23 protein-coding genes and 1 riboswitch are annotated in these 22,920 nt (G+C 66.6%); of the genes, 15 read left to right on the top strand and 8 right to left on the bottom strand.

Annotated elements, in window-relative coordinates; translation table 11 throughout:
- Positions 1-66: 66 nt before the first annotated feature.
- The 3 genes from phnD to AC13D8_RS08485 form a co-directional block, all read right to left on the bottom strand.
- Positions 67-1,017: a phosphate/phosphite/phosphonate ABC transporter substrate-binding protein gene (gene phnD, locus AC13D8_RS08495; protein WP_482968492.1), complete on the bottom strand. Its 951-nt coding sequence runs from the start codon at positions 1,015-1,017 to the stop codon at positions 67-69.
- Between the two features lie 134 nt (positions 1,018-1,151).
- Positions 1,152-1,814 carry a glutathione S-transferase N-terminal domain-containing protein gene (locus AC13D8_RS08490; protein ID WP_482968491.1) on the bottom strand — a complete coding sequence of 221 codons (663 nt, stop codon included), beginning with the start codon at positions 1,812-1,814 and terminating at the stop codon, positions 1,152-1,154.
- A gap of 25 nt (positions 1,815-1,839) precedes the next feature.
- Entirely contained in the window at positions 1,840-2,739 is a 900-nt protein-coding gene (locus AC13D8_RS08485) for a DUF726 domain-containing protein (protein ID WP_482968490.1), read from the bottom strand.
- A gap of 116 nt (positions 2,740-2,855) precedes the next feature.
- Positions 2,856-2,933, top strand: a riboswitch (SAM riboswitch).
- A 56-nt stretch (positions 2,934-2,989) separates the two neighbouring features.
- On the opposite strand from AC13D8_RS08485, the gene metZ reads away from it, so the two are divergent.
- From metZ to AC13D8_RS08455, 6 genes are all read left to right on the top strand, one after another.
- A complete protein-coding gene (gene metZ, locus AC13D8_RS08480; RefSeq protein ID WP_482968489.1) occupies positions 2,990-4,156 on the top strand; it encodes an O-succinylhomoserine sulfhydrylase in 1,167 nt (388 codons plus the stop codon).
- A gap of 99 nt (positions 4,157-4,255) precedes the next feature.
- The gene (gene folE2 / locus AC13D8_RS08475) at positions 4,256-5,356 is read left to right on the top strand and encodes a GTP cyclohydrolase FolE2 (protein WP_482968488.1); all 1,101 of its coding nucleotides are present in this window, start codon (positions 4,256-4,258) and stop codon (positions 5,354-5,356) included.
- Between the two features lie 176 nt (positions 5,357-5,532).
- Entirely contained in the window at positions 5,533-6,096 is a 564-nt protein-coding gene (locus AC13D8_RS08470; protein WP_482968487.1) for a hypothetical protein, read from the top strand.
- 123 nt (positions 6,097-6,219) lie between these two features.
- On the top strand, positions 6,220-6,441 hold the full coding sequence (locus tag AC13D8_RS08465; protein ID WP_129431675.1) for a hypothetical protein: 222 nt from the start codon (positions 6,220-6,222) through the stop codon (positions 6,439-6,441).
- Positions 6,442-6,617: 176 nt separating this feature from the next.
- A complete protein-coding gene (locus AC13D8_RS08460; RefSeq protein WP_482968486.1) occupies positions 6,618-6,845 on the top strand; it encodes a DUF1127 domain-containing protein in 228 nt (75 codons plus the stop codon).
- A gap of 55 nt (positions 6,846-6,900) precedes the next feature.
- Positions 6,901-8,349: a TrkH family potassium uptake protein gene (locus AC13D8_RS08455; protein ID WP_482968485.1), complete on the top strand. Its 1,449-nt coding sequence runs from the start codon at positions 6,901-6,903 to the stop codon at positions 8,347-8,349.
- Positions 8,350-8,370: 21 nt separating this feature from the next.
- Here the strand turns inward: AC13D8_RS08455 and AC13D8_RS08450 are convergent, their stop codons facing one another.
- Positions 8,371-8,670: a hypothetical protein gene (locus tag AC13D8_RS08450; RefSeq protein ID WP_482968484.1), complete on the bottom strand. Its 300-nt coding sequence runs from the start codon at positions 8,668-8,670 to the stop codon at positions 8,371-8,373.
- A gap of 97 nt (positions 8,671-8,767) precedes the next feature.
- The gene (locus tag AC13D8_RS08445) at positions 8,768-10,474 is read right to left on the bottom strand and encodes a serine protease (RefSeq protein WP_482968483.1); all 1,707 of its coding nucleotides are present in this window, start codon (positions 10,472-10,474) and stop codon (positions 8,768-8,770) included.
- A 206-nt stretch (positions 10,475-10,680) separates the two neighbouring features.
- Between AC13D8_RS08445 and AC13D8_RS08440 the strand changes: the two genes are divergently transcribed.
- The 6 genes from AC13D8_RS08440 (at position 10,681) to rpmG (ending at position 18,112) form a co-directional block, all read left to right on the top strand.
- Positions 10,681-11,610, top strand: coding sequence for a glycine--tRNA ligase subunit alpha (locus AC13D8_RS08440; RefSeq protein ID WP_104018063.1), 930 nt, complete (start codon positions 10,681-10,683; stop codon positions 11,608-11,610).
- Positions 11,610-12,131 carry a DUF6446 family protein gene (locus AC13D8_RS08435; RefSeq protein ID WP_482968482.1) on the top strand — a complete coding sequence of 174 codons (522 nt, stop codon included), beginning with the start codon at positions 11,610-11,612 and terminating at the stop codon, positions 12,129-12,131. The genes AC13D8_RS08440 and AC13D8_RS08435 overlap by 1 nt, the downstream gene beginning before the upstream one ends.
- A gap of 5 nt (positions 12,132-12,136) precedes the next feature.
- Positions 12,137-14,395, top strand: coding sequence for a glycine--tRNA ligase subunit beta (gene glyS / locus AC13D8_RS08430; RefSeq protein WP_482968481.1), 2,259 nt, complete (start codon positions 12,137-12,139; stop codon positions 14,393-14,395).
- Positions 14,396-14,537: 142 nt separating this feature from the next.
- The gene (locus tag AC13D8_RS08425) at positions 14,538-17,078 is read left to right on the top strand and encodes a putative PEP-binding protein (RefSeq protein WP_482968540.1); all 2,541 of its coding nucleotides are present in this window, start codon (positions 14,538-14,540) and stop codon (positions 17,076-17,078) included.
- A 126-nt stretch (positions 17,079-17,204) separates the two neighbouring features.
- Positions 17,205-17,819 carry a cell wall hydrolase gene (locus AC13D8_RS08420; protein WP_482968480.1) on the top strand — a complete coding sequence of 205 codons (615 nt, stop codon included), beginning with the start codon at positions 17,205-17,207 and terminating at the stop codon, positions 17,817-17,819.
- Between the two features lie 125 nt (positions 17,820-17,944).
- The gene (gene rpmG / locus AC13D8_RS08415) at positions 17,945-18,112 is read left to right on the top strand and encodes a 50S ribosomal protein L33 (protein ID WP_129431683.1); all 168 of its coding nucleotides are present in this window, start codon (positions 17,945-17,947) and stop codon (positions 18,110-18,112) included.
- A 180-nt stretch (positions 18,113-18,292) separates the two neighbouring features.
- Here rpmG and AC13D8_RS08410 read toward each other — a convergent pair whose 3' ends face one another.
- Together AC13D8_RS08410 and AC13D8_RS08405 are read right to left on the bottom strand one after the other, a co-directional pair.
- On the bottom strand, positions 18,293-19,072 hold the full coding sequence (locus AC13D8_RS08410) for a Bax inhibitor-1/YccA family protein (protein ID WP_482968479.1): 780 nt from the start codon (positions 19,070-19,072) through the stop codon (positions 18,293-18,295).
- A 133-nt stretch (positions 19,073-19,205) separates the two neighbouring features.
- Positions 19,206-19,406, bottom strand: a complete 201-nt coding sequence (locus AC13D8_RS08405; RefSeq protein WP_482968478.1) for a DUF1127 domain-containing protein — start codon at positions 19,404-19,406, stop codon at positions 19,206-19,208.
- A gap of 124 nt (positions 19,407-19,530) precedes the next feature.
- Here AC13D8_RS08405 and AC13D8_RS08400 point away from each other — a divergent pair, with 124 nt between their 5' ends.
- On the top strand, positions 19,531-20,406 hold the full coding sequence (locus AC13D8_RS08400) for a LysR family transcriptional regulator (RefSeq protein ID WP_482968477.1): 876 nt from the start codon (positions 19,531-19,533) through the stop codon (positions 20,404-20,406).
- Here AC13D8_RS08400 and AC13D8_RS08395 read toward each other — a convergent pair.
- Positions 20,387-21,355, bottom strand: coding sequence for an NADPH:quinone oxidoreductase family protein (locus AC13D8_RS08395; RefSeq protein ID WP_482968476.1), 969 nt, complete (start codon positions 21,353-21,355; stop codon positions 20,387-20,389). The genes AC13D8_RS08400 and AC13D8_RS08395 overlap by 20 nt on opposite strands.
- 353 nt (positions 21,356-21,708) lie before the next feature.
- On the opposite strand from AC13D8_RS08395, the gene AC13D8_RS08390 reads away from it, so the two are divergent.
- Complete coding sequence (locus tag AC13D8_RS08390) at positions 21,709-22,074, top strand: helix-turn-helix domain-containing protein (RefSeq protein ID WP_129431688.1); 366 nt, start codon at positions 21,709-21,711, stop codon at positions 22,072-22,074.
- Positions 22,075-22,128: 54 nt separating this feature from the next.
- Positions 22,129-22,920, top strand: a complete 792-nt coding sequence (hisN, locus tag AC13D8_RS08385; RefSeq protein ID WP_482968475.1) for a histidinol-phosphatase — start codon at positions 22,129-22,131, stop codon at positions 22,918-22,920.

Here is a 22,920-nt window from a genome sequence, read left to right as displayed (position 1 = left end):
TTACTTTCCGAAAACGAGCACGGGCAGCACGATACCGCCCGCGCCGATCCTGACAGGGAAGAAGGCTCAGTTGCAGTTATATTCGACGTCGTTGGCCGCATCGATGGTGCGGATGACCGACCAATGCTCCTTGAACGTGATCGGAATGAACTGCGCCTCTCCGGATTTCTTGAACTCTTCCTCCAGCTTGGAGCCTTCCCATTCAAAGGTGGCAAACGCCTCCTTGACCTTGTCCTGCAGGTCGGGGTGCAGGTTGTGGACCACGCCATAGCCGGTGGTGGGGAAGGTCTGCGACTTGTAGAGCACCTCGAGCTGATCCTCGGTGACCACCTCGCGGTCGATCATCCGCGCCTTGACCGAGTTGGCGATAGAGGCAGCCATGTAATCCTTGTTGGCGACGCCAAGGATCGAGTTGTCATGCTTGCCCGAGAAGACCGCCTCGAAATCGCGGCCCGCCTCCATGCCGAACTCGGCCTTGAGGATGGCTGATGGCGCCTTGAAGCCCGAGTTCGAGGTCTCGGAGGTAAAGGCCAGCTCCTTGCCCTTGAGGTCCTCGACGCTCTCGATCCCGGAGCCGGGGTAGGTGAGGATCTCCATCTCGTAGCCGAAGGAGCCGTCCGCGGCGGCCATCATGGTGAACGGACGAAAGCCCGCGCAGGCCACGGCCAGGGGATTCGACCCGGTATTGAAGCCCGCGACGTGCAGGCGTCCGGCGCGCATCGCCTCGATCTGCGCGGCGTTCGATTGCACCGGGAAGAATTGCACCTTCTTGCCGGTCACCTCGGCCATGTGATCGAGAAAACCCTGCCAGACCTCGGCATAGACAGCCGGATCCTCGACCGGGGTATAGGCAAAAATGATCGTGTCCGGGTCGAGCCACTTCGATTCGTCCTCGGGGATGTCGGCGATGAGATCGCCGTCATTGTCGGTATAGCGGTCGCCCAGCTTGAACTCGGCATGCGCGGGTGCGGCCAAAGCCAGCGCCGCGACGGTGGTAAGAAGTGCGGTCAGTTTCATCGTGGTCCCCCTGTGGTGATGTTTGCCCGGCTTGTTTAGGGACGGGTGTAAAACAGTGCGTTGACCCTAAGCGGTCCGCTCTTGGGCTGTCTACCCTTTCGTGACGGTTCGTATCAGGTTCGCGACTGCGCGGATCAGGCGGGCTTTGCCGTCGGGTCGCGGCGTTTGTCGGCATGAAGTGCGCGGCCTCGGCGCACGCCCTCCCGCGCGCTCACCTCCTCCAGCCAGCGGGCGAAATGCGGCTTGTCGTCCAGCACCTGCTGCTGGCCCTCCCATAGCGAGCACCACCCCCAGAGCGCCATGTCGGCGATGGAATAGAAATCGCCTGCGACGTAGCGGTTTTCTGCCAACCTGCGGTCGAGCACGCCGTAGAGCCGGGCCACCTCGCCGCGATAGCGGTCCTTGGCGTAGGGGATATCCTCCTTGGCAAACTTCAGGAAATGATGCGCCTGTCCCGCCATCGGTCCGACGCCGCCCATCTGCCACATGAGCCATTCCTCCACGGCGATACGCTCGCGCTCCGTCTCGCCGTAAAAGCGCCCGGTCTTCCGCGCCAGATATTGCAGGATCGCCCCCGATTCGAAGATGTGGACCGGCGCACCCCCCGGCCCATCCGGATCGGTGATCGCCGGGATGCGGTTGTTGGGCGAGATGGCCAGGAACTCGGGCTTGTGCTGATCGCCCGCGCCGATATCGACAAGGTGGCAGCGATAGGGCAGGCCCATCTCCTCCAGCGCGATGGATATCTTCCAGCCATTGGGCGTGGGCCAGTAATACAGGTTGATCGGGTCGGTCATGGCATCCTCCGGGGCTGTGACCCGGTCAGAATGACGGCTTGCGCCCGATTGGCAAGGGTAGGCGCAGATCGGGCGCAAGCCGCGACCAGCGCGGCGTGGCACGTCCGGGTAGCGCGGCGCGAAGCTGTGCGAGGGTGAGGCGCTCGGGCTCGCGCAGGAGCCGCGCGTAGAAGGGCAGGGCGCCCGCGCGGGTATAGGGCGACCAGTGGCAGACGCGCGCGGTGGGCGGCGCGATGTCAAACCCCGCGCGCCCGAGAGCCGCAAGCGTGTCGCCATCGTCGAGTTGCAGCGTCAGCACGTTGGCACCCGGGCGCAGCGCCAGCCCGAGGCTGCGGTCGCCGCGTGCGGGCGCCGGGATCAGCCATTCGAGCAGCGCATCGTAGAGATCGTTCTCGCGCGTGGTGACGTTGACGATCTCGGCGGCGCGGCCTGCGGGCGTGTCGAGCGCGGCCCCCGCGTGATGGCCGAACTCGGCCCCCGCCAGCAGGATAATTCGCCCCAGCGCACCGGGTGCGAGATGCGCCAGAGCCGCGAGCACGACCCGCGCACCAAAGGAGTGGGCGATGGCGTGGACGGGACGGTGCGGGGCCCGCCGCCGGACAACCGAGACGAGGTCTGCCAGCGCTTGCCCTGCACGCGCGGCCTCGCCGTAGGCACGCCACGGCGAGCCGCGCGCGTTCCAGCCGAAGCCGATTGCCAGCCCCTCTCCCGGGGCACGCCCGTCGAAGCCGAGGCCCCGCGGCCAACTCACCACCTTGAAGCAGTCGCGCGCGGGGTCGAGCGCGAAGATATGGCGGTGCGGGCATTCGGTGACGTGGCCGGGGGCGTATTTGAACCCGTGCACCATGATGATCACCGGTCCGCACTCATCGAGAGAGAGCGTGCAAGGCAGCCTGTCACCGGCATTGACGTGAATGATCGGCATGGCGTGCACATCCCACTACATCTTGTGGCTGCGGTGTAGGCCGGGGATATTTCGAAGCGGTGACGTTTTGGTTAAGCCTGCGTGACAGTGTTGACGCGCGCGCGGACTGCGGATAATCGGTGCGGCGTGGCGATTTGTTACCGGATTGCGGGCCACGTTAAACATCCCGCTAAAGAGGTCAGGAGAAAGGCCCCTTTCGCTTGACCGCGAACGGGGCTTTTTTCATGGGCGGCACGCCCGGAGGTGATACATGAAGACACGCACGAAACTGGTGCATGGTGGCACGCGGCGCAGCCAGTATGGCGAGGTGAGCGAGGCGCTCTTTCTCACGCAGGGATTCGTCTACGAGACCGCCGAGGCGGCGCAGGCGCGGTTCATCGAGGCGGGCGAGGACGAGTTTATCTATGCCCGCTACGGCAACCCGACCGTTGCCATGTTCGAGGAACGCATCGCCGCCCTCGAGGGTGCCGAGGATGCCTTTGCCACAGCGAGCGGAATGGCGGCGGTGTCGGGCGCACTCACCGCGATGCTGCGCGCGGGCGATCATGTGGTCGCGGCGCAAGCGCTTTTCGGTTCCTGTCTCTATGTGCTGGAGGAGGTGCTGACGCGCTTCGGTGTCGAGGTCACCTTCGTCGATGGCACGGACCTCGACCAATGGCGCGCGGCGGTGCGCCCCGGCACCAAGGCGGTGTTCTTCGAGACCGTGGCCAACCCGACGCTCGAGGTGGTCGATATCGCGGCGGTGGCCGGGATCGCCCATGACGTGGGCGCGACGGTGGTGGTGGACAACGTCTTTGCCACGCCGGTCTATTCCGACGCCATCGCGCAGGGTGCCGACGTGGTGGTCTATTCGGCGACCAAGCATATCGACGGGCAGGGCCGGTGCCTTGGCGGCGTTGTGCTGGGGCGGCGCGACTTCATCCGCAAGGTTCTGGAGCCTTATCTCAAGCATACCGGGGGCGCGCTGTCGCCGTTCAACGCCTGGGTCATGCTCAAGGGGCTGGAGACCATTGACCTGCGCGTGCGCGCGCAGGCCGCGAGCGCGCAGGTCATCGCCGAGGCGCTCGCAGGCGACGCGCGGGTCCGGGTGATCTATCCGGGCCTGCCGGAGCATCCACAGCACGCGCTGGCCATGCGGCAGATGGGGCAGGGCGGCACCGTGCTGGCGCTCGATATCACGGGCGGGCAGGAGGCCGCTTTCCGTTTTCTCAACGCGCTCGAAATCGTGCTCATTTCCAACAACCTCGGCGACGCCAAATCCATCGTCACACACCCGGCGACCACGACCCACCAGCGCCTCTCCGAGGAGCGGCGCGCCGCGCTGGGTATCACGCCGGGGCTGGTGCGGCTCAGCGTGGGGCTGGAGGATGCGGGCGACCTCGTGGCCGATCTGCGCGCGGCGCTCGACAAGGTTTGATCCGTCCTGCCGGTTTTCGCGTATGAACTTACGCGATTGGAAATCCGGAGGGAAACCTTATATGGTCAACTCCGGCACAGCGGACAGGGAATCCTATCTATGAACGTGCATCCGTCTGACATGGCGCCGACCCCGGATCGGGACGAGGCGAAGGCCGCCCTCGCGCGGCTGCGCCAATGGGCGCAGTCGGCCACCCCCGAAGAGGTGGCCGACCTCGACCCGGCGATCGCCCGGCTTCTGCCCGGCGACGAGGTGATGAATTACCCGACGCTGTCGCGCGACTACCCCGCGGGTTTCGCCGCCGATGGCGCTTACCGTGCGACGCTGCCCGATCTTCAGAACGGGCCGTCCTCGCTCATCCGGGGAACGCGGCAGCAATTGCAGCATGTGGGGATTTCCAATTTCCGCCTGCCGATCCGCTACCACACCCGCGACAACGGCGATCTCACGCTCGAGACCTCGGTCACCGGCACGGTGAGCCTCGAGGCGGGCAAGAAGGGGATCAACATGTCGCGCATCATGCGCAGCTTCTACCGCCATGCGGAAAAGACCTTCAGCTTCGAGGTGATGACAGCTGCGCTCGACGACTACCTCGCCGATCTCGACAGCATTGATGCGCGCCTACAGATGCGGCTCTCCTACCCGATGAAGGTCGAGGCGCTGCGCTCGGGGCTGGTGGGCTACCAGTATTACGACATCGCGCTGGAACTGGTGGAGACGGGTGGCGTGCGGCGCAAGCTCATGCACGTGGATTATGTCTATTCCTCGACCTGCCCCTGCTCGCTCGAACTCAGCGAACACGCGCGGCGCACGCGCGGGCAACTCGCCACACCGCATTCACAGCGCTCGGTGGCGCGCATCTCGGTCGAGATGGTCGCAGGCGACTGCCTGTGGTTCGAGGACCTGATCGAGCTTGCCCGCCGCGCGGTACCCACCGAGACGCAGGTGATGGTCAAGCGCGAGGACGAGCAGGCTTTTGCCGAGCTGAACGCGGCCAACCCGGTTTTCGTCGAGGACGCCGCACGGCTGTTCTGCGAGCAGTTGCTGGCGGAACCCCGGGTCGGCGATTTCCGCGTGGTGGCAAGCCATCAGGAAAGCCTGCACAGCCATGACGCGGTCAGCGTGCTGACGGAAGGCGATACCTTCGCCGCGACAAGCCTCGACCCGCGCCTGTTCCAGACCCTCGTGCACGGCGGCTGAGCGACCTGTCCGTTTTCCGGGCAATCTGTGGGCGGTGCAGCGAGATATTGCCGCATCCGCACGATGTGATTTGACCTTGCACCGCTGATGCTGCATTGCAGAAATAGTTGCGCGTTACGCGCCTGTCACCTGTGCGCTCTATCAGCGGCACGACCTGACGAGAAGGAACGATCACAATGCTTGCACCTGATCTCCCGCTCAAGCTCTCCGCGGCGGGCATCCGCCTGACCGGATACATGATCGAGAGCCAATTGCGCGTCGCTCGGATCATGACCGAGGCGGGGCTCAACGCCACGCCCTTCGCCAAGCGGTCGGTGGCAGAGGCGGCTCCCGCGGCCAAGCCCGCGCCCGCGAAGAAACCGGCAGCGGCCAAAGCCACCTCCACGGCCACGAAAAACGAACCCAAGGCCAAGGCGGCTCCAGCCGCAAAACCGGCCGCAACCCAGGCCTCCACGCCCAAGTCGGCCGAGCCCAAGGCGAAGCCGGTCGAGCCTGCGTCGGCCAAGCCCGCGCCCGCGCAGACAAAGTCCGCGCCCAAGCCGCAAGAGCCGAAGGCGAGTGCCCCGACCAAGCCCGCGCCAGAGCCGACAGAGCCGAAGGCGAGTGCCCCGACCAAGCCCGCGCCAAAGCCGACAGAGCCCAAGGCGGAGCAGACCGCACCCGCCGCCGCCAAGCGTTCGCGCGCGCCCTCCATCCCGCCCGCCATGCCGCAGCGCGAGGAGAAAACGAAGCCGGAATAAAGACTTGCAGGCCGGGATGCAGTCCACGCAACCCGGCCATTCCGAATTGGGCCTCGCGACGCGGAGAGCGATGACCTAAGTTGGCGTCAGGGAGGAAACGCATCACAAATGTGAGGTTTCCAGATGACGAACATTGCAACCAATATCTCTGTCTCGCCGCTTCGGGGCGCATGGGGTCGCTTCGTGGCCGGGCTCGAGCGGGGATGTGAGCGGATGGCGCGCACGCGGTCGCGGCGTGGGCAGATCGAGGCACTCGAGGCCAAGTCCGACCAGGAACTTGCCCGCCTCGGCATCCCGCGGGACCAGATCGCCTATCACGTGTTCAAGGACCTGTTCTACACCTGATCCGCGCCGCGCGCGCATGGGGGCCCGCCGGAAAGCATCCGCCGGGCCCCTTTGCGTTTGTGCTGCATTGCAGCAACACCTCGTGCCGACCTCGCCGCGCACCCGCGCATCGCGCGTCACGATGCGTTATGATGTGCTTGGGGAGGGGACCCGGTCGACCTGCGAAAGGGGACCCGATGACCGAAACCGACCTGACCGTTCGATTCCTTCCCGCCACATGGCGGCGCGATTTCGATCTCTTCATGGCCGAGCGCGCGCCGGGGATGAATGCCTACATGCTCAGCCGGGCACGGCTGTCCAGCGTGGCGCGCATGCACGCTTTGAGCGACGCGGAACTGGCCGCCATGGGCCTCGCGCGGCGTGACATCCCGGCCTTCGTCATGGAGGACATCCTGCCGGGCTGAGCCCGACACGCATGGCGCTTGACACCGTCGCAAGGCGCGGCCAACGCTGCGCGCCATGTTTGACGTGCGACCCGTGGGATATCTCGTCGGGCTCATGGTGATGGCCATGGGCGCGACCATGCTGCTGCCGTTGCTCGTCGATCTCGCCGAGGGGCGGGAGCACTGGACCGTATTCGCCGAGAGCCTGATCGTCACATGCCTCGCGGGCGGGCTCGTGGCGCTGTCATGCCGCAACGCGATGGGCCACGGGCTGAGCATCCAGCAGGCGTTCCTGCTGACCACCACGGTCTGGGTGGTGCTGCCGCTCTTCGGGGCGCTGCCCTTTGTGCTGGGCGAGACCGGGCTCGGTTTCGTCGATGCGTTCTTCGAATCGATGTCGGGGATGACGACAACCGGCACCACCGTGATCGCGGGGCTCGACGACCTGCCCAAGGGGCTGCTGCTGTGGCGCGGCATCCTGCAATGGCTGGGCGGGCTCGGAATCGTCATCGTGGCACTGGTTTTCCTGCCCGAGATGCGGGTGGGGGGGATGCAGTTCTTTCGCTCCGAGGGGTTTGACACCTTCGGCAAGGCGCTGCCGCGTACCATCGATATCTCCAAGGGGGTGCTCAACGTCTACCTGCTGCTGACACTGGCCTGCATCCTCGCCTACTTCGTGCTGGGGATGGGCGCGTTCGACGCGACAGTACATGCCTTCACAACCGTCGCCACCGGCGGGTTCTCGACGTACGACGTGTCCTTCGCGGCCTTTGACGCGCCGGTCCAATATGCCTGCATCCTGTTCATGATCCTCTCCACGCTGCCCTTCGTGCGGCTGATGCAGGGGGTGCAGGGGCAGTTGCGCCCGCTCTGGCACGACAGCCAGGTGCGCACCTACCTGCGCTGGATCGGCTATGCGGCGCTGCTTGTGGTGGGCTACGAGATCGCCGTGACCGGACATATCGACGAGGAGGGGCTGCGCGCACGGCTCTTTAACACGGTGTCGCTTTTTTCCGGTACCGGCTATGGCGATGGCGACGTTACCGCCTGGGGCAGCTTTCCCTTCGTGATCCTGATCGCGGTCGGGGCGATCGGCGGTTGCACCGGGTCCACGGGATGTTCGATCAAGATCTTCCGCTACCAGCTCATGCTGCGCGCGCTGGGACAGCAGGCGCGGCGTATCTTTCATCCCAACTCGGTCATGGTGTTGCGCCATGAGGGAAGGCGGGTCGAGGACGAGGTGCTGCAATCGGTGATGCTGCTCTTCACCGTCTACATCCTGTCGCTCGGGGTGTTTTCCGTGGCGCTGGAACTGACCGGGCTGACGCTGATCGAATCTGTCACGGGCGCGTGGACCGCGATCTTCAATATCGGTCCCGCGTTTGGCCCGAGCGTGGGCGCAACCGGCTCGGTGCAGGGCTTCCCCGAGACGGCCAAGGCGCTGATGATCGTCGCCATGCTCATGGGACGGTTGGAAGTCCTCGCCGTACTGGTGCTGCTCCTGCCGCGGTTCTGGCGGCCCTGAGGGCGCGCCGCCGCGTCCTGGTCAGTAGACGTCGCGCCCGCCGCGCGTGGCGATATAGGTCGGGCATTCGGGGCGCGCGGTGTTGATGATGAGATACCACACCACCTCGCCGGGGCGGCCCGTGCGGGAATATTCGCAGCCCGAAGGGTGGGTCCACCACTGGCCGGCATGGCCCGCTGGCGGCATGATCTGGCTGCTGCCGCCCATGATCGCGGTGGTGTAGCCGCCCATGTCCTGTGCGTATTGGTCCTGCTGCGCGATAGCGGCAGGCACCGCGAGGCCGAAAAGGCCGAGCGCGGCAAAGAGATGTCTTGCGGTCATGATGCTGTCTCCGGGTGTGCGTGACAGCATCATCACGCCCCGCCGCCCCGGCCTCCGCCGGCCCGGTCGGTGGCGAAATCGTGGCGTTTGCAGAGAATTATTCCCAACACCCCACGAGTGCGGTCATCGCCTCGGCCCGGTCGGTCAGCGCCTCGCCCGAGAGGTCGGCCTCTACCGTGGCGGCGCGCGGCGTGACACCGCCGGCATCCAGAACTGCGCGTAGCGCGCCGTTTGTAGCGGCAAAGCTTACCCCCTCGGGCAGTCTGCGTCCCTCGGTCTCGTAGGGCACCAACATCCCCAGCACGGCGCCGCTGCCATCGAGCACGGGGCCGCCCGCATCGCCAGCCCGCGCGCTGAGCGCCAGCCGCTTGAGATGTGTCTCGCCGTCGAGCCCCTCGAGCGCTGCCAACTGGCCGAAGGTGACGGTGGGTGCACCCAGCAGCCCCTCGTAGGAATAGCCCGCCACTGCCACTCGTGACAGTACCGCCGGAAGACCGTCGCGGAACCGGGCGACCTGCGCGGGCGCAAGCTGGTCGCGCGGGCGTAGCACCGCCACCCCGAGCGCTTCGTCCAGATGGGCAATATCGGCTTCCGTCGTCTCGTTGATGGTAATGCGTCCGCATCTCTGCACCGCCTCTGCGGTGGTCAGCACCGCGCCGCCTGCATCGACGAAAAAGCCCGTGCGCACGCGGTCTGGCCGGCGCACGTCGAGGCCTGCGACGAGGTCCACGCGCTGCCCCGTCGCGGGGGCGGCGATGGCATCAAGCGTGCCGGGCACGGGGGTAAAACTGTCCTCCATCTCCTCGAGCAGCCGGGTGAGGCGGGCCTCGTCGCCCGCGGGCCAGACAAGGGTGAACCCCTTGATCTCGCGCCCCCGCAGCCAGACGCGGGTATGCGAGACCGTGTCGCGCCCTTCGCCGGTGAGGGTGAAGCCGTCCGATTCGAGCGCACGGGGCCCGGTTTCGGGCACGATCTCGAGGCTCTGCATGATGTCGTAGAGCGCGGTCATGGTCGTGCGGTCGCCCGGCTGACTGATGAGTAAAACCTGCGCCGGAAAGCTGCCGCTGGGTTGGTAATGGGCAAAGGGGGCCTCGTGGCGGTCGAATTCAACCATCCCGAGCGGCAGGTCGATCTCGATGCCCGCGCGGGTATCGCGCACGGTTTCCAGTCCGAGATCCTCCAGTACCGCGTTATACTGCCCCATTAGCGCGGCGCGCTGGCGCGTGGTCAGCACGCCGGTCGGCTCGAACCCGTTCTGTTGCTGCCAGCGGGCCATCGCCCCGCGGGTACCGCGCCCGAACGCCGCATCGATCGCGCCGTCATAGACCCCGGCCCATTGTAGCGCGACCTGCAATTCCTCACGTTCCTCGCGGCTCAGCCGGGCCTCGCCGGCGCGGGCCTCGCGCAGGGTTTCCCCCGGTTCGGGCTGCGGGGCGGGATCGGGGGCGGTCACGAGCGGAGCCTCCTCGGGCGCGGGGGCGGGCGCGCTCGCGTCGCCGACGGGCCAGAACCGGCGGCCGAAGTCGGACGATTGCGCAATATAGCTGTCGCGCGCGATCACCCCCTCGCGGCGATAAACCTGGAGCACGCGCTCGGCCTCGTCCTCCCTGTAAGGGCCAAGCGCGATCGCATACCAGCCCCGCCCCAGGGCAAATCCGTTCACGTCCGGCAGGTCGCGCGCGTAGACGCGCGCCCGCGCCCGCGCCTCGGCGAGGGTTGGCTGCGCCTCGATCTGCACCCAGACCTGCGGGACACCGCCGCCCGTATCCTGCGCCGCTGCCGCGAGAGGAAAGATGAAAACCATGTAGCAAAGGGCCGTGACCAAACGCATTCCTGTGCATCCCGTATCTGGTTTGCGCCCTGCTCGGCGCCTCTGACCGGTTCTACCAAACTACGCGGGCATTGCATCTCCTTTCTGCCACCGACGCCACGCCGACGCGACCCCGAAGCCCGATTGACCATGCCCCGCACCCGGCCTAGGTAGGGCGGGCAATTTCGGGGGCCTTTCGCATGACCGACAGCACTGTGAGACCGCGCAGCTTTCAGGAGATCATTCTCCGGCTCCAAGCCTATTGGGCGGGCCAGGGCTGCGCGATCCTGCAACCCTATGACATGGAGGTGGGCGCGGGCACGTTTCACCCCGCCACCACCCTGCGCTCGCTCGGCTCTCAGCCCTGGGCCGCGGCCTATGTCCAGCCCTCGCGCCGGCCCACCGACGGGCGCTACGGCGAGAACCCGAACCGCCTGCAGCACTATTACCAGTACCAGGTGCTGATCAAACCCTCGCCGCCCGATCTGCAGGATCTCTATCTCGGCTCGCTCGCCGCCATCGGCATCGACGCGGCCCTGCACGACATCCGCTTCGTCGAAGATGACTGGGAAAGCCCCACGCTCGGCGCCTGGGGCCTCGGCTGGGAGGTCTGGTGCGACGGGATGGAGGTCAGCCAGTTCACCTATTTCCAGCAGGTCGGCGGGCATGACTGCCACCCGGTCAGCGGGGAATTGACCTACGGGCTGGAGCGGCTGGCGATGTATGTGCTGGGCGTGGACCATGTGATGGACATGCCCTTCAACGACCCCGGCGCGCCCATACCGCTCAGCTATGGCGACGTGTTCCGCCAGACCGAGGAGGAATACTCGCGCTTCAATTTCGACGTGGCCGACACGACCGTGCTGCTCAGGCATTTCGAGGAGGCCGAGGCCGAATGCGCCGCCATCCTCGGCCAGGAAGAGACCGACCCCAAGACCGCCAAGCGCATCGTCATGGCGCATCCCGCCTATGACCAGTGCATCAAGGCCAGCCACATCTTCAACCTGCTCGACGCGCGCGGTGTCATTTCCGTGACTGAACGGCAGGCCTATATCGGTCGCGTGCGCGCGCTGGCACGGGCCTGCGCCGATGCCTTCGTCCGGACCGGGGCCGGGGGGCAGGCGGCCTGATGGGCAGGGTTCTCAGCATTGGCATTCTGGTCGCCGCCCTGATCGCCGGGGTGGCGATGTATTACCTGCAGGTCTACCACTTCTACGAAGAGGTTCGCCCCGCCTCGGAGGGTGGCACCGTGGACATGCGGATCACCCTCGCCGACGGCGGCACGCGCGCCCTGCCGGTGCGCGATTTCGCGGGCATCGACGCCGACAGCTCGCCGATTCGCTTCCGCGCCTGTTTCGAAACCGATTTGCCGCAGGACATGGCGCTCGCCACCTACGAGTCCGCCGAGCCGCTCAATGCGCCCGGCTGGTTCGACTGTTTCGATGCCGAGGCCATCGGTGCCGCGCTGCAAGAGGGCCGCGCCCGCGCGTATCTCGGCCAGAAGAACATCACCTATGGCATCGACCGGGTGCTGGCTGTCACCGGCGAGGGCCGCGCCTTTGCCTGGCACCAGATCAACCGCTGCGGAGAAGTGGTCTTTGACGGCCAGCCCGCCCCCGACGACTGCCCCGAACCGCCGCAAGGATACTGAGCCCCATGCCTGATCTCCTGATCGAACTGTTCTCCGAGGAAATCCCCGCGCGCATGCAGGGAAAGGCCGCGGATGATCTCAAGCGGCTGATGACCGACGCGCTGGTGGATGCGGGGCTCACCTATGCGGGCGCGGCGGCGTTCTCCACCCCCCGGCGGCTGACGCTCGCGGTGCACGGGCTGCTTGCGACAAGCCCCACCACGCGCGAAGAGCGCAAGGGCCCGCGGGTGGACGCCCCGGACAAGGCCATCGAGGGCTTCCTGCGCGGCGCGGGTGTCACGCGCGACGACCTGGAAATTCGCGATGAAAAGAAGGGCCAGGTCTATTTCGCCACCATCACCCGGCCCGGTCGCCCGGCCACCGACATCGTGGCCGAAGAGCTGGAGAAGGTCATCCGCCACTTCCCCTGGCCCAAGTCGATGCGCTGGGGTGCGGGCAGTTTGCGCTGGGTGCGGCCGCTGCATTCCATACTGTGCATCCTCACGGACGACGGTGGCGAGGCGCAGGTGGTGGAGATGGAGGTCGACGGTATCCGCGCGGGCGATGTCACGCGCGGCCACAGATTCATGGCGCCAGAGCCGTTTTCTGTCACGTCTTTCGAGGATTACGAGGCAAAGCTAAAGCGCGCAAACGTGGTGCTCGACGCAGCCGAACGGCAGGCAACGATTTGGCAGGAGGCCACCAACCAGGCCTTTGCCTCGGGGCTCGAGGTGGTCGAGGATCGCGGGCTTCTGGCCGAGGTGGCAGGGCTGGTGGAATGGCCGGTGGTGCTGATGGGCCGGATCGACGAGGATTTCCTCGGCCTGCCGCCGGAAGTGTTGCAGACCTCGATGAAGGAGCACCAGAAATTCTTCTCGGTGAGGAACCCGAAATCGGGGCGCATCGAACGTTTCGTCACCGTTGCCAACGTCGAGACCGCCGACCACGGCGCGACCATCCTGGCGGGCAATCAAAAGGTGCTGGCGGCGCGGCTGTCGGACGCGAAATTCTTCTGGGAGAATGACCTGCGCATTGTGCGCGAGCGGGGCCTTGAAGGCATGGCCGAGGGGCTGCGCGACGTCACCTTCCACAACAAGCTCGGCAGCCAGGCCGACCGCGTGGCGCGCATCACGGCGCTGGCGCGCGAGATCGCGCCGCTGGTGGGGGCGGATGCCAGCTTGGCGGAACAGGCGGCACAGGTCGCCAAGGCCGACCTCGAGTCGGAAATGGTTGGTGAATTCCCCGAATTGCAGGGGCTTATGGGGCGCTACTACGCCAAGGCCGCGGGGCTCGCGCCAGAGGTCGCGGCGGCCTGCGAGGAGCATTACAAGCCGCTCGGGCCGGGCGACGCGGTGCCCGCCGCCCCCGTCTCGGTTGCGGTCGCCTTGGCCGACAAGATCGACATGCTGACCGGTTTCTGGGCCATCGACGAGAAACCCACCGGCTCCAAGGATCCCTACGCCCTGCGCCGCGCGGCACTCGGCGTGATCCGTATGGTGATGGAAGGCGACCTTCGCCTGCCACTCGACCGCTTTATCGACGCGCAGCTTCTGCGCCAGAAGATCAAACTCAATCGAGACGAGGCCAGTGATGACGAGATCGACACGCTGGAGGAAATACTGGACGAGATCGCCCATCACGGCGTGTTCGGTGCCGCCTTCGAGGCGGTTCTTGACAAGTTGCACGGCCGGGACCGGACGCCGGAAACCGGCAATGGCAGTCTGATACACGAGGTGGGCGCAGCTATGCCGGACCTCAGCGACGACCTCCTCGCCTTCCTCCACGATCGTCTCAAGGTCCACCTGCGCGAAGAGGGCCTCCGCCATGACGTGATCGACGCCTGTCTGGCCATGCCGAACAACGACGATCTCACCCTGCTCGTCCACCGCGCCCGCGCGCTCGGGGATTTCCTGAAAACCGACGATGGCGAGAACCTGTTGCAGGGGTTCAAGCGCGCCAACAACATTCTAAGCCAAGCCGAGGACAAGGATGGCGTCGAGTATTCCTACGGCGCCAACGTGAAATTCGCCGACACGGAGGAGGAGCGCACGCTGTTCGCCGCTCTCGACGCGGCCGAGCCGCAAATCGCCGCCGCGCTCGGCTCGGAGGACTTTGCTGGTGCCATGTCCGCGATGGCCGCCCTGCGCGCGCCCATCGACGCGTTTTTCGACGCGGTGCAGGTCAATGTCGAGAATGCGGTCATCCGTCGCAACCGGCTCAACCTGCTGAGCCGAATCCGCCACATCTGCCTTCAGGCCGCCGATCTGACCCGCGTCGAGGGGTAGGGACGGCCACCTCTTACCCGTCACACGCCTGTGATCCTTTCCCTTGCCATGTTCACGTCGCGGCGTATGGTGCGGGCAAAGGAGAGGTGCCGCAGTGCAGCAAGACGACCCCGATATCACCCTCATCACCGCCTCGGCGCCCATGCAAGCGGACACCCATGGCGGCCGCGCGAAATGCCTGCAACGGCTGGTGCGGCTCGACCTGCCGGTACCGCGCACCATCGCGCTATCGTTTGACGCCGTTCACCGCATCGCGGCGGGCGAGATGCCCGACATGGCCGCGCTGCTCGCCCCATTCGGCGCGACGCCGCTCCTGTGTGTGCGCCCCTCGTCCGAGGACCCCGACTGGGGCGGGCCGAACGCGGTGCTCAACATCGGGATGAACGACGCGCGCTACCTGGATCTGTCCGAGCAGATCGGCAAACAGGCGGCCTCGGATATCTACCTGCGTTTCGTGCAATCCTATGCCATCCACGTGGCCCGGCTCGATCCGGACGTGTTCGAAGAGGTCGCACCCGACCCGGTGCAAGGGCTGGGAGAGGCGCTGCGCGCCTACGAGGACGAGACCGACGAGGCCTTCCCGCAGGATCCGGCCGTGCAACTCGGGCAGGTGCTGCGCTCGATGGCGCGCGCCTGGGAGGGGACGACCGCGCGCCTCCTGCGGCAGGCCAAGGGCGCACCCAAAGATGCCGGGCTGGGCCTCGTGGTGCAGCAACTGGCGCTGGGGATCGGCCCGGGCGAGAGCGGTTCGGGCGTGATGCAGCTTGTCGATAGCCGCACCGGCGCGCAGCAGATCACCGGGCGTTACCTCAGCCAGAGCCAGGGGCGCGACGCGCTGCGCGGCGGCGAGGACTCGATCTTTCTCACCCGCGACCCGCGTGGCCCCTCGCTCGAAGAGCTGGCCCCTGACGCGTTCGCCGAGATCCGCGCGCATACACGGCTCATGCGCGAGAAGCTGCGAGAGGAGATGCAGACCGAGTTCACCATCGAGGACGGCAAGGTCTGGATCCTCGATGGCATCCGCGTGGCGCGCAACGCCCGCGCGGCGGTGGCCATCGCGGTGGCGCTGGCCGAGGACGGGATCATTCCCCGCGAGGAAGCGCTGATGCGGGTCGAGCCGCGTGCGCTCAACGAGCTTCTGCACCGGCAGGTGGACCCCGAGGCGCCGCGCGACATCCTCGCCCACGGCATCGCCGCAAGCCCCGGTGCCGCCTCGGGCAAGGTGGTGTTCACGGCCGCCGAGGCGCAGGCGGCGGCGGCGCGGAGTGAACCTTGCGTTCTGGTGCGGCGCGAGACCAGCCCAGAGGACATCCGCGGGATGCACGCCGCCAGCGCCATCCTTACCGAGCGCGGCGGCATCACCAGCCACGCCGCGGTAATCGGGCGCGGCATCGGCTTGCCTTGCGTCGTGGGGGCGTCGGATATCCGCTTCCAGACCCGGCGCAAGATGCTGACCATGCCCGGCGGGCAGGTGATCCGCGCGGGCGAGACGATCACCGTCGATGGCACCAACGGCGAGGTGCTGGCGGGCGAGGCCCCGCTGCTCGAAGCCGCGCGCGACGCCGCCTTTCAAACGCTCATGTCCTGGGCCGACGAGACCCGCGACATCGCCGTGCGCGCCAATGCCGACACCCCCGCCGATGCCGAGCTCGCGCGCAATTTCAACGCGCGCGGCATCGGCCTGTGCCGGACAGAGCACATGTTCTTCGAGGCCGACCGCCTCACCGTCATGCGCGAGATGATCTTCGCTGACACGAGCGAGGACCGGGCCGCCGTGCTCGAACGGCTCCTGCCCATGCAGCGCGCCGATTTCGCCGACCTGTTCCGCATCATGCAGGGACAGCCCGTCTGCATCCGCCTCTTCGATCCGCCGCTGCACGAATTTTTGCCCGCCGACCGCGCGGGCCACCTGCAACTGGCCGAGGCACTGGACATGCCGGTCTCTGACGTCACCCGCCGGGTCGAGGCCCTGGGCGAATACAACCCGATGCTGGGCATGCGCGGCGTGCGGCTGGGCATCACCGTGCCGGAAATCTACGACATGCAGGCGCGCGCCATCTTCGAGGCGACGCTCGAGGCGAGCCGCGAGGGCGAGGAGCCGGTGGTGCCCGAGATCATGATCCCGCTGGTCAGCGCGCGCCGCGAGGTGGAGATCGTCAAGACGCGCATCGACGCGGTGGCGGCGGCGGTGCGCAACGAGCGGCAGCGCGATTTTGCCTACCGGCTGGGCGTGATGGTAGAAACCCCGCGCGCAGCGCTGCGCGCGGGCGAGATCGCGCCCCTGGTGTCGTTCCTCAGCTTCGGCACCAATGACCTGACGCAGATGACCTATGGCCTGTCGCGCGACGATGCCGGTCGGTTCATGTCGGCCTATGTGCAGCAGGGCGTCTTTCCGGAAGACCCGTTCCACGTGCTCGACACCGATGGTGTGGGCGAGCTTCTGCGGATCGGGGCCGAACGCGGGCGCGCGGCCAACCCCGACATCGTGCTGTCGATCTGCGGCGAGCATGGCGGCAACCCCGAATCGATCTCGTTCTGCCGAGACGCGGGCTTTACCTACGTCTCATGCTCGCCCTTCCGGGTGCCGGTGGCGCGACTCGCTGCCGCACAGCTCTCGGTGCGTGACAGGATCGGCACGCCTGAGGCCGTCCTCGCGCAAGATCCTTCGCGTTCTGTGGGCTGAGACGCGCTGGATTGCCCGTCGGCAAAAATTCGCCGATGGGGGCGGGTGGACGCGTGGTGCGCTTTCGGCTAATGGCCCGCGATGATCGTGCCGGTGCGACGCGCCGGAAAACGAAGGAGATCGCCTATGAAACGGACGCTTTTGATCGCGGCGCTTGTCTCCGCCTTAGGCGGGGCTGTGGTGGCGGACACCCCGCTCACGCAACTCATGGCCCAGGAAATCCGCGCCCTGCGCGCGATCCCGGGTGACCGGCTGGCCGGCTACGTTGCCCGCCCCGAGACCGGGATCGAGTATTCGCGCGGCTGGCTTGCGCGGCAGCGGGTGCGCGGCGCGGACCAGCAGACCGAATGCCTCGCCGAGGCGCTCTATTTCGAGGCCCGCGGCGAGAGCGTGCGCGGCCAGTTCGCGGTGGCCGAGGTCATCATGAACCGCGTCGACAACCCCGAGTTTCCCGACACGGTCTGCGGCGTGATCAACCAGGGCACCGGGAAAAAGTACCAGTGCCAGTTCACCTATACCTGCGACGGCAACCCCGAGCACATCGCCAACCAGTCCATCTACGGGCAGGTGTCCAAGGTGGCGCGGCTGATGGTCGAGGGGGCACCGCGGCAACTGACCGACGGGGCGACCTACTACCACACCCGCGCCGTCAAGCCGCGCTGGGCACGCAAGTTTGCGCACACCGCCTCCATCGGCGTGCATCATTTCTACCGCAAGCCGACGCGCCTCTCGAGCAACTGAGGGCGGCGCGCAATTCCCTCGCCACGCGCCGGAATCGCGGTTGACTCGGTCGCGCGCCCCGGTAAAAGGCGGGGTTCATGGGATATTCGCGGGTGCCCATGCGCATCCGCCGCAGGAGACGAGACATGGCAAAGCCGACCACCATCAAGATCCGCCTCAACTCGACCGCGGGTACCGGGCATTTCTACGTGACCAAGAAGAACGCGCGCACCATGACCGACAAGATGACCGTGCGCAAATACGACCCGGTCGCGCGCAAGCATGTCGAGTACAAGGAAGGCAAGATCAAGTAACGATCGCCCTCCCGTTCGACACGGCAAGAGCCGCGCCCCCGGGCGCGGCTTTCTCTTTGTGCGCCACTCTGCACCTGGTGTTGTGCCTCTTCTTGGCGAAAATACCCGAATCCCACGGCGCAGGCACGAAAAAGGGCCGGTCGCTGTGACCGGCCCTGATGTCTTCCAGAGGCTAGCGCGCTATTCCTGCTGGCCCATGAACATCAGCAGGAACTGGAACATGTTGAGGAAGCTGATGTAGAGGTTGAGCGCGCCGTCATAGGCGGCCTTGTCCAACCATTCCTGGTCGCCCTGCGCGGCGTGGGCCACGTAGGTGTTCTTGATTTCCTGCGTATAGAACGCCGTCAGCCCCGCAAAGATCAGCACGCCGATGGCAGAGATGGCGAACATCATCGCCGGGCTCTGCAGGAAGATGTTGACGATCATCGCCACGATCAGCCCGATCACCCCCATGATGAGGAAGCTGCCCCAGCCCGAGATGTCCTTCTTGGTGGTGTAGCCCCAGAGCGACAGCCCGGCAAAGGCGATCGCCGTCACCACGAAGGTCTGCGCGATCGAGAAGCTGGTGAAAACCAGGAAGATCGAGCTGAGCGAGATGCCGATCAGCGCCGCGAAGGCGAAAAAGCCAAGCTGCACGCCCGCTGCGGGTGCCTTGCGCAGCAACGCGCCCCAGCCGAGGAAGATGAACGCCAGCGGCGCCAGCATCACCACCCATCTCAGCGGCGACAGGTAGATCGCCGAACCGAAGCCCGTGAGCATCTCGCCGTTGGGCAGTTGTGCGGCCGCGGCCGAGGGATCGGTGGTCACGGCGAGTCCCGAGATGGCCCATGCCGCCAGCGCAGTGATGAGCATCCCCACGGACATGGTGCCGTAGACCTTGTTCATGTGCGCGCGCAGTCCGGCGTCGATCTCGCTGGCGCGTGCGCCCGCTGCCGTCCGGATCGTGTCGTGTTGAGCCATTGATACCTCCAGTTACGTGGCAGCCCCGGGACGGGGCTTTGCCAGTAATATCGGAGGGGACGGGGGTCTTTTCAAGCTTTTCCGACCGTTTCGGATATGTTTTTCGTGCCGGTCCGGTGCGCCTGCCCGCGCGTCACGCGCAGGGGGTTCCAGGCAAGTCCCAGAACGGGCGTGCGGCCTCGCGCTGCGCGTCATGACGGCTCAGGCCGAGATCGGCAAGGATGGCATCGTCGAGTTGCGCCAGTTCCCGGCGCTGACGGGCGACTTCGTACATCTGCCGTAGGGGCAGGCGGCGCGGGCGGGGCAGGGCGAAGGCTGCGATGCGGATGGACATGGGTTGCTCCTTTCGGGTCTGTGATGAATTTCCCGGTTTACATTTCATGTCTTGATCATATGGCGGAAGTCGCTGCATAATGAAAATGAATGTTCGTATGCCAATACATCACGGGAGCTGATCCATGAGGAATCTCGACATCACCACCCTGCGCGCGCTCGTGGCGGTCGCGGACCACGGCGGGGTCACGCGGGCAGCGGCGATCCTGCACCTCACGCAATCGGCCGTGTCGATGCAGATCAAGCGGCTGGAAGAGATGCTGGACCTCGCGCTCTTCGACCGTGGCAACCGGCGCGTGTCGCTCACCGGCCCGGGCGAGCAGCTCGTGAGCTATGCGCGGCGCATCCTCGCGCTCAACGACGAGGCGGTCGCGCGACTGACCGAGGATCGCTACGAGGGCGAGCTGCGCCTCGGGGTGCCGCATGACATCGTCTACCCGGTGGTGCCGCGCGTGCTCAAACAGTTCAACGCCGCCTATCCGCGGATCAACGTGCACCTGCGTTCGTCGAGCACGATGAAACTGCACGAAGAATTCCAGCGTGGCGAGGTGGACGTGATCCTGACCACCGAGGAATCGCCCAAGCCCGGCGGCGAGACCCTGACCGAGATGGCCCTGCGTTGGACCGGGGCGCGTGGCGGCGTGGCGTGGAAGCGGCGCCCGCTGCGGCTCGCCTTCTGCTCCAACTGCATCTTCCGGCCCATCGTGCTGCGCCGGCTCGAGGAGGCGGGGATCGACTGGGAGATGGCGGTGCTGTCCGAAGACGACCGCGCGGTCGAGGCGCTGGTCAGCGCCGATCTCGCCGTCGGCGCGCTGCTAGAGGACAGCATTCCGCCGCACCAGGAGGCGATCGAGCCGGGCACCGCGCTGCCCGATCTCGGCGTGCAGAAGATCAACCTCTACGTCCGCCCCGGCGGCGACGCGCTGCTTGATCCGCTGTCGGACATGCTGCGGCAGGGCTTCGTCGCACAGCCCGCGCCGGTTAGTCTGCGGATGGCGTGACCACCACCTTGCCGGTGGATTTGCGGCTGCGCAGCAGATCCAGCGCCTCGGCGGCGCGGTCGAGCGGCAGGACGTGGCTCACATGCGGGCGGATACGCCCCGCCTCGTGCCAGCCGAACAGCGTCGCGAGGCTCTCGGTCACCACCTCGGGTCGGAACTTCAGGTATCCGCCCCAGTAGAGACCCATCACGCTCAGGTTCTTGACCAGCAGGTGATTGGCGGGGATCTGCGGCACCTCGCCGCTGGCAAAGCCGATGGCGAGGATGCGCGCCTCGGGGCGGCAGGCGCGCATCGCCGCCTTGAACTGGTCGCCACCCACCGGGTCATAGACCACGTCCACACCTCCCAGGCCACGGCACGCCTCGCGGATGTCCTCGGTGGCGGCGTCAATCAGGTGGTCGGCGCCAGCCTGCCGCGCCACCTCCAGCTTTTCCGCCCCGCGCGCGCAGGCGATCACCCGCGCGCCCATCAGCTTGCCGATCTCCACCGCCGTCAGACCCACACCGCCCGCCGCGCCCAGCACGAGGAGCGTTTCACCGGGTTGCAGCCGCGCCTTGTGATCGAGCGCGACGTGGCTTGTGCCATAGGCGATCTGGAACGCGGCGGCGTCGGTGAAACTCATTGCATCGGGCAGCGGCACGGCGCGCGCCGCCGGGAAACAGCCCTGCTCGGCTAGCCCGCCCTGTCCGCCGAACACGGCGACGCGGGTGCCGGGGGCCGGACCGTCAGTGTCGGGGCCGCGCGCGGTCACCGTGCCCGCCACCTCCATCCCGAGGGTAAAGGGCGGCTCGGGCGTGTCCTGATAGCGTCCCTCGATCATCAGAAGATCGGCGAAGTTGAGCCCACAGGCGGCGATGCGCAGGCTGATCTCACCGGCCTTTGGTGCCGGCGCGGGGATATTTTCGAGCGCGGGCGGGGCGCCGGCGGCGGTCAATCGGTAGGCACGCATTTGTCGGTCTCCGGTCACAACTGCGCCCCTTGGCGTAAGCGCCGGGTGCGGGCATGTCCATCCGATTCGCCGGACCTGCACGGCGGACCCCATGATTGCACATCGAACCGCGCCACAACCTATCCGAAAGAGCGGTGGCCGGGTACGGGTCCGCACCACCGACCCCGCGCGACCACATGTAATTTCGAATTCCCCTGCAACCGAGTGGCGAAATTTCTTGAATTTCAAGGCAGTTTCGCTATTCATTCAGATACGCTGCCGGGTCGCGCGGCGTTGGGTGACGGACTTGGGTCGTTTTTGACCGATCCGGTCCGGGCCGCACAACGATTGATAAGATTGATAAGGGGAAAGACATGCCGCATCCCGTCGATGTTCACGTGGGCAAACAAATTCGTCATCGCCGGTGGCTGACCGGGATGACCCAGCAGCAACTGGCCGAGGCTGTCGGCATAAAATTCCAACAGATCCAGAAATACGAGACCGGTGCCAACCGCGTGAGCGCGTCGCGGCTTTGGGACATCGCCGAGGCGCTCGAGGTCGATGTCGCCTTCTTCTTCGATGGGCTGGCCAGGGTCGAACACGAGGGCGGCACGGCGCTTCCGGCTGATATCATCGCCGACAAGGAGGCGCTCGACCTCGTGCGCTCCTACTACGCGATCCCCGAGACCCAGCGCAAACGCCTGTTCGATCTTGCCCGCGTCCTGAGCGAGGTGGCTTGAGCCCCGCGTGATAGCGGGGTATCGCTCCGGCAGGACCGGGGCGAGGATACGGCAATGAACGAACTCGAGATACGCGAGACCGCGCACAGCCTCGCCGATGCGGCGCGCGCGGTTATCCTGCCGCATTTCCGGCATATCGCACTCAGCGCCGACAACAAGCATGATACCGGCGGCTTCGACCCCGTGACCGAGGCCGACCGTGCCGCGGAGCGCGCCATGCGCGCGCTTCTGGCAGAGCGTCGCCCGCGCGACGGCATCCTCGGCGAAGAATATGGCGCCACCGAAGGTGAAAGCGGCCTGACATGGGTGCTCGACCCGGTGGACGGCACCCGCGCCTTTCTCTCGGGCACGCCCACATGGGGGGTGCTGATCGCCCTCGCCGACGCTTCCGGGCCGGTCTACGGCCTGATCGACCAGCCCTATATCGGCGAGCGGTTCGAGGGCGGCTTCGGCACCGCGCGAATGACCGGACCGCAAGGCGCACGCCCCTTGCGCGCGCGCGGTGACCGCCCCCTTTCCGACGCGATCCTGTTCACCACCTTTCCCGAGGTCGGCACCCTCGCCGAGGGCGCAGGCTTTGCCGATCTGGCGCGCCACGTGCGGCTTACGCGCTATGGGTTGGACTGCTACGCCTACGCGCTCGTTGCAGCGGGGCAGATCGACCTCGTGGTCGAGGCTGGGCTCGCCCCTTACGACATCCACGCGCCCATCGCGGTGATCGAGGCGGCGGGCGGCATCGTCACCGACTGGCAGGGTGGCCCGGCCCATGCGGGCGGGCGCGTGATCGCGGCTGCGGGGCGCACGCAGCACGCGGCGGCGCTCGAGATCCTGTCGCGCGTCACCTGA

The sequence above is a fragment of the Roseovarius sp. B-10 genome, assembly GCF_056859295.1.
Note: the sequence above shows the minus strand (reverse complement) of the source record. Positions and strands in the feature narration are given on the sequence as shown.

Bases quoted from the DNA above. Each gene is read 5' to 3' on its own strand.
- AC13D8_RS08420 (WP_482968480.1), top strand. From the start codon at position 17,205: ATGAAACGGACGCTTTTGATCGCGGCGCTTGTCTCCGCCTTAGGCGGG.
- AC13D8_RS08390 (WP_129431688.1), top strand. From the start codon at position 21,709: ATGCCGCATCCCGTCGATGTTCACGTGGGCAAACAAATTCGTCATCGC.
- AC13D8_RS08485 (WP_482968490.1), bottom strand. From the start codon at position 2,739: ATGCCGATCATTCACGTCAATGCCGGTGACAGGCTGCCTTGCACGCTC.
- folE2 (WP_482968488.1), top strand. From the start codon at position 4,256: ATGAACGTGCATCCGTCTGACATGGCGCCGACCCCGGATCGGGACGAG.
- AC13D8_RS08470 (WP_482968487.1), top strand. From the start codon at position 5,533: ATGCTTGCACCTGATCTCCCGCTCAAGCTCTCCGCGGCGGGCATCCGC.
- phnD (WP_482968492.1), bottom strand. From the start codon at position 1,017: ATGAAACTGACCGCACTTCTTACCACCGTCGCGGCGCTGGCTTTGGCC.
- AC13D8_RS08465 (WP_129431675.1), top strand. From the start codon at position 6,220: ATGACGAACATTGCAACCAATATCTCTGTCTCGCCGCTTCGGGGCGCA.
- AC13D8_RS08460 (WP_482968486.1), top strand. From the start codon at position 6,618: ATGACCGAAACCGACCTGACCGTTCGATTCCTTCCCGCCACATGGCGG.
- AC13D8_RS08490 (WP_482968491.1), bottom strand. From the start codon at position 1,814: ATGACCGACCCGATCAACCTGTATTACTGGCCCACGCCCAATGGCTGG.
- AC13D8_RS08450 (WP_482968484.1), bottom strand. From the start codon at position 8,670: ATGACCGCAAGACATCTCTTTGCCGCGCTCGGCCTTTTCGGCCTCGCG.
- rpmG (WP_129431683.1), top strand. From the start codon at position 17,945: ATGGCAAAGCCGACCACCATCAAGATCCGCCTCAACTCGACCGCGGGT.
- AC13D8_RS08395 (WP_482968476.1), bottom strand. From the start codon at position 21,355: ATGCGTGCCTACCGATTGACCGCCGCCGGCGCCCCGCCCGCGCTCGAA.
- glyS (WP_482968481.1), top strand. From the start codon at position 12,137: ATGCCTGATCTCCTGATCGAACTGTTCTCCGAGGAAATCCCCGCGCGC.
- metZ (WP_482968489.1), top strand. From the start codon at position 2,990: ATGAAGACACGCACGAAACTGGTGCATGGTGGCACGCGGCGCAGCCAG.
- AC13D8_RS08440 (WP_104018063.1), top strand. From the start codon at position 10,681: ATGACCGACAGCACTGTGAGACCGCGCAGCTTTCAGGAGATCATTCTC.
- AC13D8_RS08400 (WP_482968477.1), top strand. From the start codon at position 19,531: ATGAGGAATCTCGACATCACCACCCTGCGCGCGCTCGTGGCGGTCGCG.
- AC13D8_RS08425 (WP_482968540.1), top strand. From the start codon at position 14,538: ATGCAAGCGGACACCCATGGCGGCCGCGCGAAATGCCTGCAACGGCTG.
- AC13D8_RS08410 (WP_482968479.1), bottom strand. From the start codon at position 19,072: ATGGCTCAACACGACACGATCCGGACGGCAGCGGGCGCACGCGCCAGC.
- hisN (WP_482968475.1), top strand. From the start codon at position 22,129: ATGAACGAACTCGAGATACGCGAGACCGCGCACAGCCTCGCCGATGCG.
- AC13D8_RS08445 (WP_482968483.1), bottom strand. From the start codon at position 10,474: ATGGTTTTCATCTTTCCTCTCGCGGCAGCGGCGCAGGATACGGGCGGC.
- AC13D8_RS08455 (WP_482968485.1), top strand. From the start codon at position 6,901: ATGTTTGACGTGCGACCCGTGGGATATCTCGTCGGGCTCATGGTGATG.
- AC13D8_RS08435 (WP_482968482.1), top strand. From the start codon at position 11,610: ATGGGCAGGGTTCTCAGCATTGGCATTCTGGTCGCCGCCCTGATCGCC.
- AC13D8_RS08405 (WP_482968478.1), bottom strand. From the start codon at position 19,406: ATGTCCATCCGCATCGCAGCCTTCGCCCTGCCCCGCCCGCGCCGCCTG.